The organism is candidate division WOR-3 bacterium (genome assembly GCA_039801085.1).
Lineage (GTDB): Bacteria > Hydrothermota > Tepidihabitantia > Tepidihabitantales > Tepidihabitantaceae > JAOABP01.
The window spans coordinates 51,752-64,059 of sequence record JBDRTY010000002.1 but is presented as its reverse complement, the minus strand read 5'-3'; the positions used below and the strand labels follow the sequence as shown (position 1 = coordinate 64,059).

Below are 12,308 nucleotides of genomic sequence, written 5' to 3'. Positions count from 1 at the left end.
TCCTTTGTCAATTGGTAACTGTTCTCCTGTTCCACACCTCCTGCCACACCCGGAAAAAGTTCAGCCCTAAAATTTTTCTGACATCCGGTTCAGTATAGCCCAATTGCACCAGCCTGCGGGTAATTTCCGGCAGTTTGCCCGCATTTTCCAGCCCTTTCAGCCTGCCGGAAAACCCGTCAAAGTCCGAACCCAGGCCGATTACACCGGGGCCGAACTTCTGGACAACATAATCGATCGAATGGATAACATCATCAATTGATGCCCGGCCCGGATCCGGGCAGAGAAACGCCGGCAGAAACACCTGCCCCATCATCCCGCCCTGCTGTGCCAGCGCGCTCAGCTGATCGTTCTTCAGGTTACGGTTGTGGCGGCGAAGGGCATAAACCCCGGAATGGGAAGCGATGACCGGTGCCGAACTCAGCTCCAGCGCCTGATAGAAGCTGGCTTCTGCGGCATGGGACAGATCAATTATCATCCCCAGCCGGTTCATAATTCGGACCGCTTCTCTGCCCAGAGGGGAAAGCCCGTTATGCAGCCGGGTCTTATCCCAGCTCGCATCTGCCAGCTCGTTGGAATTGCACCAGGTGAGGGTCAGTATCCGCACCCCGGCACGATAGAAGCGGTAAATCCGCTCCAGGTCTCCTTCAAGCGCATGCCCTCCTTCAACTCCGATCACCACCGCAATCCTGTCCTGACCGACGAGCCGTTTCAGACCGCTGGGCGAGAGCGCCAACCCCAGTCGGTCCGGATGCTGCTGACATAATTTCCGGATTGCCCCTGCGGCGCGCAGCACAAAGGATTCATACTCTCCGGCTTTGATCTTCTTCGGATCCGGGAAGATGGCAAAGACCTGTACCTTGACACCACCGGCGGTCAGCTTTGGCAGATCAACATGGCCCCTGGTTCTGCGGGTAATATCCCGACGGCCAGAGATGTGGTCTAAAATCGAATCACAGTGCAGATCAACAACCGGTGCCTGGCGGTGGATCGACCGGAAATTAATCTTTGCCTTCCTCCTCAAGGCCGGAAAACCGCCGCTGATACCGCTGCCAGGCTTCATCCTGAATCCGCTCCATTTCCTGCGCGGTGGTCTCCGCCTCCTCAATCCTCCCGAGCATCAGCAGGGCATCGGCAAGTACTCCGTAGGCTTCCTGGTCATACCGGTTGAATTCAACCGCCCTTCTTGCTGCTGCTGCCGCCGACTGATATTCACCAGTCTGATAATACAGTCGGGCAAGCTCAGACCAGAGCGGTCCGGCATCGGGGTCGTCCGGAACTGCCTTCTCAAGCCGGTTGAGCGCCTTTGCAGACTGACCGGTCTCCTCATAGGCGCGACAGAGCCGGAGCAAAATTTCCAGATCCTCCGGGTGCTCTTTATTCAGCCGCTCGAGGAGTGGCAATGCCTCATTAAACATCCGGAACTGCTCAAAGAACTGGCTCATGACTTCGGGCTCGTGAGCGAACCGCATCCGGATCTGCTGATAGGCATCAAGGGCTTCATCTACCTCGCCCAGTCGCCGGTAACAGTCCAACAGAAAGAAATAAGCTGCCGGCTGTTCCGGTTCTTCGGCAATTGCCTGCAGAAACTCCTGTGCCGCCTCGGCCAGCAGTCCGTCTGCATAGAAATCTCTCCCGAGATGCTGGTGGGGATTTTCCACGCTCGGGTCCAGCCGTTTCGCATACTGATACTCGGCAAAGGCGGAAAGGTACTCGCCGCTCAGGGCATAGCTTATACCCAGCGAGATCCGGGCGCGGATGTTGTCGGGCGCATACTCCAGGACCCGGCGGTAGGTTTCTGCGCACTTCTCCTCCTGTCCCATCTGCTCGCACAAAATGCCCAGCCCGATACAGAGGTCAATATCATCGGGCAGCGCCTGCAGTGCCAGCTCAAAAAGATGCTCTGCCCGTTCATAATTGGCATAGAACATCGCCCGCACCGCTTCACAGCCCAAGGCATACGGATGCCGTACTCCGTACCGGCGCACCGCACGACATACCTCTTCCACCGTCTCCTCATCGCTCAGATTGGCAGCGCACAGCACCGTCAGATATGCAGCCCGCAGGTTATCAGGCTGACTCTCAAGAACCTCAAGCAGTAATGCCAGTGCTGTTTCATCATCGTCTCGGTAAAATGCATTCAGTGCCTCCTCCCAGAGCTGATTTTCTGCCGAGGTTTCCTGATGGTTTCGTGACAGATATGGATTATTGGAGGAGTTGGGCATACAAGATATTATAAACCCGATTCCGGATAATGCAATAAAGAACCGGCGGCTAAAATTTATTCGCCGTAAATCAGTCTGCCCAGGCTGTCATAAACAGAAAATGTCGCGCCCTGCTCAGCCAGTTTGATCACCAGCCTTCCCCGATTTTTAGGGTCAAGCAGTGTGAATGCGAACCCGTTGGAGGTAATGAGCAGATTCCCGGGAATCTTTTCATCGGAAAAGTTGATGCGGAATGTATCCTGCTGAGCCTGCTGCTGCCGGAACATTCGGGCTAATCCGGAATCAACGAGCACAATCGTTGCCCGCAGGCTGTCCTTTCCCTGATAAAAACTCAAAATTAAGCTGTCGCCCCGCACATGATGGGCAAGATGCAGCCGGCCGGGCCCACTTTTTGCATTCACTGAATCGCTGGGCACGATTAGCACCTGAACCCGCTCCGGGACACAGGCAGTTAAAAGAAATATCCCCAGCGTGACTACCAGCCGGACCGGGATCGAGCCGATGTTGTCGCTCATTACTGCGCCCGGTTGTGGCCAGTATGGTTTTCATCTGATCCCCGCTCCTGCTGGGCAAGCCGCACCAGCTCCGGCGCCCGGTGTGCTGACTTCTCCGCCTGGCGCCGGGTGGCTTCGAAGAATACCACCCAGGCAAGCACGGAAAAGACAATCAGGCTGCCGGTCAAAAGCGGCCGCCGGGGCAGGACGATCACAATAAAGTCATAAACTCCGTGAGCAGCAACCGCCAACAGCAAACCGACTAATCCTAAGCGATTGGCATCTCCGGCCGAGCGGGCAAACTTCGCTTCGCCCAGAAAGAAGCCCATCAAAACCCCGTAAAATGCATGACTGGGCACCGCCATGAACGCCCGCATAATGCCGATCCGCAGTCCCCCGAGCATCCCCGGGCTGAAGACATAAAGAATATTTTCCAGTGTGGCAAAGCCGAGCGCAACCGCAGTGGAATACATAATCCCGTCATAAGGTTCGTCAAACTCCGGCCGGTGGTAGCAGTAGAAACGCACAACAAAGAACTTCCACCCCTCTTCCACGAGCCCGACAATTAAAAAGGTGCCCAGGAATATCTGCATAATACCCGCGCCCGGACTCAGCCAGCCGCTCAACCGCTGGAGAAATGAGGAGCTGGCCGAGGCGGGCAGGGTCACAAACGCCCCTAAAACAAAGGCAAGAAAGATGGGCCAGAGCGGTTCCTTCTTGTAGCGATCCCGGAAGTAGAAGAAAAGCAGCAGGGCGATCCCGGGTAAGATTGCCAGCAGCAACAGCCAGAAGCTCACAGATAATTTTCCTGTGTTATCAGGCAAAGTCAACGGGCGGTTGCTCTGATGATAAATGCCGGTGGTTTGAGCACGCCGGTAAAAATCAGCCCGACAATTACCGCGGTCCAGCCGAGCGCAGTCAATGCCTCCACCAGCCAGGCACGGCGCCGGTGCTGTGCGGATGGAAGCTCCTGCCCACTGCCCGATCTCAGCCGGACAGCGATGTCCCAGCCGGCCCGGTGAATGAGATACAGCCCCAGAAGATTGGTCAGCCAGTAACCGATCACCATCGCGGGGGCAAAAAGCCGGCGCTGGAGCAGACTCATCCCGGCAGCGAAGAGATAGGCAATCGGCAGATTGATGAAAAAATCGTTCCACCAGGAAAGGGGCGAGAGAAAATATCCGATAATCAGCATCAGCATCTGCCCGCCCAGTCTGCGCTGAATCCGGATCTTTTTCATGGTTAATTTTATTTTAACTTATGCCCCGCCTGAGGCAAAAAACATCGGCCTGAATCTGAATTCAAGTTCCAGCCTTGACATTTTTAAAATATCAGTTATGCTCCTCTATGCACATTCTTTTTATCAACTGGCGCTGTCCCAGAAACCCCCTTGCCGGCGGGGCGGAAATCTACCTTTATGAAGTCTGCCGGCGCCTGCTCCACCGGGGCTATCAGATTACCCTGCTTGCCGAGAAGTACCCCGGAGCCGCGCCGGTTGAGGAACTGGAAGGTATTCGGATTATACGGTTGGGCGGAAAGTGGACTTTTAACTGGACCGTCTACCGCCAGCTTCCTTCAATTCTGCGGCAGGGCTCATTTGATCTGGTTGTCGACGACCTGAACAAAATCCCATTTTACTCCCCCTGGCTTACTGACAAACCGGTTCTTGTCCTTCTGATGCACCTCTTCCGGAAGAGCATCTTTCATGAGGTACCGGCGCCGCTCGCCGCCTATATCTACTTTGCGGAAAGTCTGATCCCCATTGCCTACCGGCACTGCCGGTTTGTAGTGATATCGGAAAGTTCGCGTCAGGATGTCATCCGGCTCGGCATCCCACCGGAACAGATTTATGTTGCCCCGCCGGGAACCGATTTTGAACGCTTCCGCCCGGTGCCCGAGGCGCCGCGTGAACCGGTAATTCTGCATGTCGGCCGGCTGAAAAAATACAAGTCCACCGATCATCTGCTTTCTGCTGCCCGGCGGCTGAAGGAAAAGGGGCTTGATTTCCGGGTCGTAATCGTCGGTGACGGCGATGACCGGCCCCGGCTGGAGAAACTTGCCCGGAAACTGCAGATTGCCGACCGGGTGCTTTTCACCGGATTCGTCAGCGAGGCGGAGAAAATCAGCTGGTATCAGCGCAGCGCCGTGCTGGCAGAAAACTCAATTAAGGAAGGCTGGGGCCTGATTGTTCTGGAAGCCAATGCCTGCGGCACGCCGGTAGTTGTTGCCCGTTCACCCGGACTGGTTGACTCCTCCCGCGACGGGGTTAATGGTCTGTTTTATGAATACGGCAATATCAATGAGCTGGCGGAAAAGCTTGAACTGCTTCTGACCGACGCTGAACTGCGCCGGCGACTGGGGAAGCAGGCAATTGAATGGTCGCATCAGTGGACATGGGACGGAACGGCGGATAAAATTAACGAATTAATTGAACGGACCTTATATGACCGATAATACCCATCAGCTTCCGGACACCGCGCTGCTCTGTGACAATGTTGTCAAGTTCTTCCGCCGCGGCCGGGGGCTGAAGAAAAAGGTGGTCCGGGCGCTGGACGGTGCCAGTCTGACCGTCCCCCCGGGGGAACTGTTCGGACTGCTGGGACCGAACGGTGCCGGTAAAACAACCCTCGTGCGTTGCATTGCCACCCTCCTGATCCCGGATTCGGGCACAATCCGGCTCTTCGGTCATGATGTGTTTACCGACTCGCTATTCTGCCGGCAGCGTATCGGCCTGCTTACCTCGGGCGAACGCACCCTTTACTGGAAACTTTCTGCCCGCGATAACCTCCGTTTCTTTGCCGCCCTCTACGGACTCCACGGCAAGGACCGGGACCAGCGGATTGACTATCTGCTGGAGCTGCTCGGCCTGCGTGAAGTTGCCAATGAACGGCTCGAGCGCTACTCCTCGGGCATGAAACAGAAGGTCAGTCTGGCGCGGGCGCTGCTTCACAACCCGGACATCCTCCTTCTGGATGAACCCACGCTCGGCCTTGACCCCCAGTTCGGACGGTTCATCCGCCGGTTCATCAAGGAGGAACTCAACCGCAAACAGGGCAAGACCATCCTGCTCACCACCCATTATATGGATGAGGCGGATGAACTGTGTGACCGGATCGCCTTCATCAACCGGGGTAAAATTGTCGCCATCAGAACACCGGCAGAATTCAAAAGGGAGATACCCCACAAGGAAATCCTCGAGGTGCGCTGTCTCGGTCAGCCGGACACAGCCGGTCTCAAGCACCTTGACGGTATCGAGCAGGTGCAGGCGGATTTCCGTGACGGCATTACGACCCTGCGCCTGGTCATGCCCAAGGCCGAGCGGGTGCTGAGTGAGGTCATTACTCTGCTCCAGCCTCAGGTGCGGCTTCTGGGAATTGATGTCAAGGAACCGACGCTGGAGGATGTTTTTATCTACATGACCGGCACATCCCTCGCTGCGGACACCAAGGAGGAAATTCAGTAGATGCCGGGCCGGGGAGTTAACACGGAACTGCGGGCAGTCGGTGCCGAGTTTATCAAAACGATGCGGATCTGGTTTTCCTATCCGATCATGCTGGTCTTCTGGGCGGTATTCCCGCTGCTCTGGGTTCTCCCCTATGTCTTTCAGGGCCGGGCACTCGTCGGCAGCGGCACCAGTGAAGCCTTCCGCCAGCTTACCGGTTCCGGTAACTACCTGGCGTTTGTCCTGATCGGTGCGATGATCTCCACCTTTGTCTTCTCCGCCCTCTGGGGTGTCGGCAACTCGCTCCGCGAAGAAACCTACTGGGGGACGATGGAGTACATCATCGCCTCACCTACCCATCCCCTGGTAATTCTCATCGGCAAGACACTCGCCGAATGGACCTGGTCCACGGTCATGGTCCTGTTTCAGGCCCTGATCATTGCCCTGTTCTTCGGGGTCCAGTTTACACTGGCGAAGATCCTGCCCGTTCTGCTCCTCGTGATTCTGCTGATGATCGGCTTCTACGGATTCGCCATTGCCTTTGCCGGTTTCACGCTGCTGATTAAAGAGGTTCACGGCTGGGTTCATACCCTGGAATGGATTTTCTTCCTCTTTTCTCCCATCCGCTATCCGGTGCAGGTCAACCCGATTACCGCTGCGGTCTCCACGCTGATCCCGCTCACCTGGGCGCTGATCGCCATCCGGGGCATCATCCTGCTCAACCGGTCGGAAGTAAATCTGTATCAGACGGTTCTTGTTCTCACCCTGATGGACATCGCCCTCTTGACCGCCGGGTACTTCCTGTTCATCTATCTGGAGCGCAAGACCCGGCGCGACGGCACCGTCGGGATGCATTAACAGCGATGAACCGGTTGCCCCGCTGGTGGTCAAGGCTGCGTCACTATGCCGGTGCGGTCTGGGCGGAAAACATCAAGGAGTGGAAACTGGAGCTCACTTACAAGGCCGATTTTGCCCGCGGGCTGATCGATCCGGTGGTTTACCTCCTGCCTTACCTGCTTTACGGCGTGGCACTGGTCGGGGGCAGAAGCTCGGAAAATCTCCAGCGTCTGGTCGGCACCTCAGATATCATCACCTTCATTACCCTGGGCTATGTCTTCATCGGTTTTCTGAATATGGCGCTCTGGGCAATGGGGTTCAGCCTGCGCAAGGAGCAGTTCTACGGCACCCTGGAATCGGTTTTTGCCGCACCGGTTCCCCGCTGGGTCTTCACCATGGGCATGTCCCTCCATTCCATCCTCCACCAGCTGCTGATGATTGCGGTCCAGATCATATTCATCCTGGCGATCTTCAGCATCCGGATCAACCCGCTCGGTCTGCTGCCGACCCTGCTGGTGATTGCGCTAATGCTCGTCGCCCTCTACGGCATCGGCATGTTCATGGCCAGCTTCACCCTGATCTTCAAGCAGGGCTGGCTGGTCAGCGAGGCGCTGTCAAGCATCCTGATGATTCTGACCCCGATCGCCTATCCGCTGGCGGTCCTGCCGGCTTTCATGCAGAAGGCGGCCCTCTTTGTTCCGACCACCTACGGGATCCTCACCGCCCGCCACTTTCTCATGGGGGAAAAGATCAGTTTTACCCTGCATGATGCCCTCATCCGGCTGGCGCTGCTTTCCCTGCTCTGGGTGGCATTCGGTCTGGCAGTATTTGCCCTGATTGAGCGCCAGACCCGGCGCGCCGGCACACTGAGCCATTACTGAGGATTTCCTGATGCGGCCGCCGGTCGGTATCACCCTCGGTGACCCTGCGGGGATCGGCCCGGAGATCGTGATCAAGGCGTTGCAGCAGGTTGCTCACCGCCGGCTTTTGCTGATCGGTCCGGCTGAAGTGCTGAAAAGGGAGGCGGCGCGATTGAAGGTTTCGCTCCCTCCGGTTGCACTCTATGATACCGGAGCGGTCGGCGATTATCAGTACGGCCGGGTGCAGAAAAATTGTGGCGTTGCGGCACTGCAGGCGCTGGAGGCGGGCGCGACCCTGCTGAAGCAGAACCGCATCTCCGCACTCGTGACTGCGCCGGTTTCCAAAAGTGCGCTCCGGCTTGCCGGATTCCGGTTTCCGGGCCAGACCGAATTTCTTGCCCACCGGTTGCACGCCCGGCGCTATGCCATGCTTGCCTGGTCACCGCAATTCCGGGTAATCTTTGTCACGATTCATTTGCCACTTGCCCGGGTGGCACGGCAGATTACCCCGGCGCGGGTGCGGGAAAAAATTATCCTGCTGAATGAATACCTTCAGCTGGAAGGAATTGAGCAGCCGGCAATCGGCGTACTCGCCCTCAACCCTCATGCCGACGAGTTTTCGCTGGGAGAGGAACAGCGCATCCGTCAGGCAATAATTCAGGCACGGCGAAAAAAGATCCGGGCTGAAGGGCCTCTGCCCGCCGATTCCATCTTTGTCAATCTTGACCGGTTTCACGGGTTTGTCGCGATGTATCACGATCAGGCAATGATTCCCGCAAAACTGCTCGCCCGCGGTGCGGGGGTCAATGTGACGCTCGGACTGAACAGAATCCGCACCTCTCCCCTGCACGGCGTGGCATTCGATATCGCCGGACAGCACCGGGCTGACCCCGGTTCAATGCTCGCTGCCATCCGCCTGGCGCTGAAACTGAGCGCCCGTTTTTAGGTCCAATTTCAAATTTATCTGAAATTAACGAACCGCAGCCTGAATTAAAAATGTGAGGTGAAGACGGCCAGGGCTGGTTTCAGGCGAGGCTTTTTGGTGGGATTGGAATGCGAGGGCATTCCTTTGGGCTTTTTGAGGAGGTTGAGATGCCGTTCCGTCGCCTGAAACAACCGCCTCCACCTCACCATTATTAATTTAACAAATTTTTTACCCTTGTCAAATAAATTTTTGAGTTCACCTGCTGCATCCTGCCCGCACCACCCCGGTCCGGTCCTGATTAACCTGCAGTTCGATCTTCCGATCCGGCAGAAAACAGTTGAGCAGCCAGATGTTGGTCTCAAGGTGGTCGGTCACCCGGCTCGTCGTGAAGGTGAATGGTAAATTCCGCAGCAGCAGAAAAATCAGGCACTGGTCTGCAAGGTGCGGGTCAAGGGCACAGCCGGTCTGCTCGTGGGCAGCAAACTGCTCATAAACCTCGTCCGCCACCGCCTCAGCCGGCTTTCCCTTTCTGCCCAGCGCCGAAAAACCGACGGTAATCCGTTCGTATTCCGCCTCCAGATACAGATAGGTCCCGGGACTGTCTGCCGGCACCTCCCGCACCTCAGCCTCCAAGGCTGCCTTTTTCAACCGCATGCCCAACCGTTTAAGCTGACGCTCGGCGATGCTTACCGGCAGCCGGCTTACCGCCGAGACAACCCTTAGCCCTTTCAGCCTGCCCGGTTCAGCAAGGACAATACGGTCTGTGCCCGGTGGTTGCGCCGGCATGGTCCTGAGCAGAACCTCGCCACCCCCTGCCGGATAAAATCCGGCCCGGCACAGCCGGGCTTCAGCCCGGTAGCCCAGATTTCCGATAAACGGAATCAACACTCGCGCAAGGTATTCATAAACCGGACTGAACGGAACATGAGTCCCACCCCGCAAAGTTGCTGTGCAGGGTTGGGAAGCAAAAAGCATGATTGGCATAACTGTCTGGGCAACCAGGGTTACTGCACCGGCACTCCCCCTTTCTCCGGCAACATCCACGGCCAGATTCCCCGCCTGAATTGAGCCGGGCTCGAAATCGAGCTCGGTTGAACCGAGCACGCCGCCCCGGACCCGGGCGTTACACAGCCCGGCTGCCGCCCGGACTGAAGCGAGGTGCTGAGGCATCAACCCGGGCCTGGGACGCCGTGCCCGGATATTGCTGATACTGAAACCCCTGCCCAGAATTGCACTCAGGGCGAGTGCGGTCCGCAAAATCTGGCCACCGCCAGAACCATAACTGCCGTCAATCTCGAGCATGGCGCTTAAGGATGCTTAACATCTGCCTTGCATTCGCCAGCATGTGTTGATCGTTATTGAAAAAAACATAAACCGCATCTGGTGCTGCAGACACAATCCGTCCGGCGATCTCCCTCAACTCCGCTGGAGTATAGTTGTGCTGATACCATCCGGTCCGGCCGTGCAGGCGCAGATAAACCGCTCTGCTGGTGCAGAATACTGCCGGCGGCAACCCGCTTGCTGCCGGTGCATCAACTGAAACCAGAGTAATTCCCAGCTCCTGTGCCCATATGCTGGATTCCGAGGTGAACCATTCCCTATTGCGGAACTCCAGCGCCAGCCGGCTGCCGAGGCCGGCCTGCTGAATAAATTTTTCAATCCGGTTTCTTGATCGCGGGGTGAGTGCCGGCGGTAACTGAAACAGATAGAAATCGATCCGCCGGTCCAGCGGTGCAAAAATGTCGGCAAAGCGGTGCCAGACCTCAAGGGCTGCGGCATTGAACTGATGGACATGGGTCACCAGCCGGCTGACCTTGACCGCCCAGCGCAACGCCGCACCCTTCCTTGCCCAGGATTTGATCTGATTGGGAAACGGGAAGCGGTAAAAGGAGGCATTCAGCTCCACCGCATTCAGTCCCGAATTTGCCGCATACCAGTCAAGGGTGCGTTCAGGGTTCCAGCTGTAAAACCAGCCTGATGTGCCCACCCGGATCTGCACAGCAGATTTTAAACCGGTGATCTGCAAGTGTCAAGCCATAAATCGGAATTGCGTCAATGTTTGTTTTCTTGACAGCTTGACCGGTTTGGATAAGATTTAGTCATAGTCATCATACCCGTGTAAACTGCACAAAAACAAAGGAGTTATGCTATGTTGAAGAAAAAGGCAAAAAAGACGGTCAAAAAAGTGGCAAAAAAACCGGCGGCGAAAAAGGCGCCGAAGAAAACCGCCGCCCGAAAAAAACCGGGCCGCAAGGTAAACCTGCTCGACCAGAAGCGGGCAGACCTCGCCGGTCCCGGTGTCGGCACATATGAAGAGGTGGAAAAGGTTCTGCCGAACGACTACCGGCCGCTACTGCCACCGCTGCAGCGGATGGATGCCCTGTTTGCGGTCAAGGAGTATATTGAGAAAAACCTGTGCCGCGAGCTCAATCTTCATATGGTGCAGGTGCCGTTGATTGTGGAGCGGGAGTCCGGGGTCAATGACTACCTGGACCGCGACGGCTCGCGCACTCCGGTTGAATTCCCCTGCGGACTCGGCATCTCACCGCGCATCAACGCCCAGATTGTTCAGGCAGCCACCAAGTGGAAGCGGCTTGCCCTTGCCCAGTTCGGCTGCAGGGTTGGCGAAGGGATCTGCACAGATATGCGGGCGGTACGCAAGGACTACTTCCTTGATCACGATCACTCCTCCTATGTTGACCAGTGGGACTGGGAGAAAGCAATCACCGCCGAAGACCGCAATCTCGAATATCTCAAGGACACCGTAAGAAAAATCTGGAAGGTGATTGTTGGTGCTGCGCACCTGGTGCAGGAAAAATTTCCGGCACTGCGGACTGATAAATATCCGCCAATTCCGGAAGAGCTGATGTTCATCCACGCCGAGGAAATCCTTGAGCGCTATCCGGACCTCCCCCGCAAACAGCGGGAGACCAGACTGCTGCAGGAAGTGGCGCCGGCGGTCTTCATCATCGGTATCGGCTATCCGCTCAAGGATGGTCTGCCCCATGAAATGCGGGCGGCCGATTATGATGACTGGATCACCGACACCTCCCACTGGACCGGCAAGGAGACCCACGGACTGAACGGCGACATCCTTGTCTGGAACCCGGTTACCCGGCGCCGGCATGAACTGACCTCAATGGGCATCAGGGTGACCAAGGAAACGCTGGTCAAGCAGCTGAAAATGGCAGGACAGGAACATTTCCTGAAACTCCCCTATCATCAGGCGATTATGAACGACCGGGTACCGCTTTCAATCGGTGGTGGTATCGGTCAGTCGCGCACCTATATGTATCTGCTGCGCACCGCATCGCTGGGCGAGGTTTCGGTTACCGTCTGGCCCAGGGTGCTCAAGGAGATGTGCGCCAAGCGCAACATCATCTTCCTGGAGTAACACCGACCTAAAAACAGTGAGCCGGCACCTGTGTGCCGGCTTTTCTTTAAATTTGGTGAGGGTCACGGTAGGTCCAGTTACGCGGCAATTCTGTTGACCGAGCCGTTGTAGTGTACCGGGCCTACGTGCCCTCA

At 56.7% G+C, this 12,308-nt stretch carries 13 protein-coding genes; 6 read left to right on the top strand and 7 right to left on the bottom strand.

The genetic code is table 11. The features are described 5' to 3' along the window. Positions 1-7 precede the first annotated feature (7 nt). From ABIK48_04645 to ABIK48_04625, 5 genes are read right to left on the bottom strand one after another with little or no spacing between them, the layout of a single operon-like run. Positions 8-1,021: a dipeptidase gene (locus tag ABIK48_04645; protein MEO0021443.1), complete on the bottom strand. Its 1,014-nt coding sequence runs from the start codon at positions 1,019-1,021 to the stop codon at positions 8-10. Beyond that, on the bottom strand, positions 999-2,222 hold the full coding sequence (locus ABIK48_04640; protein MEO0021442.1) for a tetratricopeptide repeat protein: 1,224 nt from the start codon (positions 2,220-2,222) through the stop codon (positions 999-1,001). The genes ABIK48_04645 and ABIK48_04640 overlap by 23 nt, the downstream gene beginning before the upstream one ends. Positions 2,223-2,278: 56 nt before the next feature. After that, positions 2,279-2,737, bottom strand: coding sequence for a hypothetical protein (locus ABIK48_04635; GenBank protein MEO0021441.1), 459 nt, complete (start codon positions 2,735-2,737; stop codon positions 2,279-2,281). Then, entirely contained in the window at positions 2,737-3,513 is a 777-nt protein-coding gene (locus tag ABIK48_04630) for a PrsW family glutamic-type intramembrane protease (GenBank protein MEO0021440.1), read from the bottom strand. The genes ABIK48_04635 and ABIK48_04630 overlap by 1 nt, the downstream gene beginning before the upstream one ends. A 29-nt stretch (positions 3,514-3,542) precedes the next feature. Next, positions 3,543-3,956, bottom strand: coding sequence for a hypothetical protein (locus ABIK48_04625; protein ID MEO0021439.1), 414 nt, complete (start codon positions 3,954-3,956; stop codon positions 3,543-3,545). 107 nt (positions 3,957-4,063) lie between these two features. Between ABIK48_04625 and ABIK48_04620 the strand changes: the two genes are divergently transcribed. Genes ABIK48_04620 through ABIK48_04600 form a run of 5 tightly spaced genes read left to right on the top strand, consistent with a single transcriptional unit; the run spans position 4,064 to position 8,801 of the window. Then, a complete protein-coding gene (locus ABIK48_04620; protein ID MEO0021438.1) occupies positions 4,064-5,170 on the top strand; it encodes a glycosyltransferase family 4 protein in 1,107 nt (368 codons plus the stop codon). After that, positions 5,145-6,179, top strand: a complete 1,035-nt coding sequence (locus ABIK48_04615) for an ABC transporter ATP-binding protein (GenBank protein MEO0021437.1) — start codon at positions 5,145-5,147, stop codon at positions 6,177-6,179. Before ABIK48_04620 ends, ABIK48_04615 begins: the two co-directional genes overlap by 26 nt. Beyond that, a complete protein-coding gene (locus ABIK48_04610) occupies positions 6,180-7,016 on the top strand; it encodes an ABC transporter permease (protein MEO0021436.1) in 837 nt (278 codons plus the stop codon). It begins immediately after the preceding gene. A 5-nt stretch (positions 7,017-7,021) separates the two neighbouring features. Then, a complete protein-coding gene (locus ABIK48_04605) occupies positions 7,022-7,876 on the top strand; it encodes an ABC transporter permease (protein ID MEO0021435.1) in 855 nt (284 codons plus the stop codon). A 10-nt stretch (positions 7,877-7,886) separates the two neighbouring features. After that, positions 7,887-8,801, top strand: a complete 915-nt coding sequence (locus tag ABIK48_04600; GenBank protein MEO0021434.1) for a 4-hydroxythreonine-4-phosphate dehydrogenase PdxA — start codon at positions 7,887-7,889, stop codon at positions 8,799-8,801. 234 nt (positions 8,802-9,035) lie between these two features. On the opposite strand, the gene rtcA is transcribed toward ABIK48_04600, so the two are convergent. Both rtcA and ABIK48_04590 read right to left on the bottom strand, forming a co-directional pair. Further along, positions 9,036-10,082 (bottom strand): RNA 3'-terminal phosphate cyclase, encoded by a 1,047-nt coding sequence (gene rtcA / locus ABIK48_04595; GenBank protein MEO0021433.1) that lies wholly within the window; start codon positions 10,080-10,082, stop codon positions 9,036-9,038. Continuing rightward, positions 10,069-10,779 (bottom strand): DUF72 domain-containing protein, encoded by a 711-nt coding sequence (locus ABIK48_04590; protein ID MEO0021432.1) that lies wholly within the window; start codon positions 10,777-10,779, stop codon positions 10,069-10,071. The genes rtcA and ABIK48_04590 overlap by 14 nt, the downstream gene beginning before the upstream one ends. A 150-nt stretch (positions 10,780-10,929) precedes the next feature. Between ABIK48_04590 and ABIK48_04585 the strand changes: the two genes are divergently transcribed. Continuing rightward, a complete protein-coding gene (locus tag ABIK48_04585) occupies positions 10,930-12,174 on the top strand; it encodes an aspartate--ammonia ligase (GenBank protein ID MEO0021431.1) in 1,245 nt (414 codons plus the stop codon). Positions 12,175-12,308: the final 134 nt, after the last annotated feature.

Bases quoted from the DNA above. Each gene is read 5' to 3' on its own strand.
- ABIK48_04640 (MEO0021442.1), bottom strand. From the start codon at position 2,222: ATGCCCAACTCCTCCAATAATCCATATCTGTCACGAAACCATCAGGAA.
- ABIK48_04635 (MEO0021441.1), bottom strand. From the start codon at position 2,737: ATGAGCGACAACATCGGCTCGATCCCGGTCCGGCTGGTAGTCACGCTG.
- ABIK48_04625 (MEO0021439.1), bottom strand. From the start codon at position 3,956: ATGAAAAAGATCCGGATTCAGCGCAGACTGGGCGGGCAGATGCTGATG.
- ABIK48_04620 (MEO0021438.1), top strand. From the start codon at position 4,064: ATGCACATTCTTTTTATCAACTGGCGCTGTCCCAGAAACCCCCTTGCC.
- ABIK48_04610 (MEO0021436.1), top strand. From the start codon at position 6,180: ATGCCGGGCCGGGGAGTTAACACGGAACTGCGGGCAGTCGGTGCCGAG.
- ABIK48_04605 (MEO0021435.1), top strand. From the start codon at position 7,022: ATGAACCGGTTGCCCCGCTGGTGGTCAAGGCTGCGTCACTATGCCGGT.
- ABIK48_04600 (MEO0021434.1), top strand. From the start codon at position 7,887: ATGCGGCCGCCGGTCGGTATCACCCTCGGTGACCCTGCGGGGATCGGC.
- rtcA (MEO0021433.1), bottom strand. From the start codon at position 10,082: ATGCTCGAGATTGACGGCAGTTATGGTTCTGGCGGTGGCCAGATTTTG.
- ABIK48_04585 (MEO0021431.1), top strand. From the start codon at position 10,930: ATGTTGAAGAAAAAGGCAAAAAAGACGGTCAAAAAAGTGGCAAAAAAA.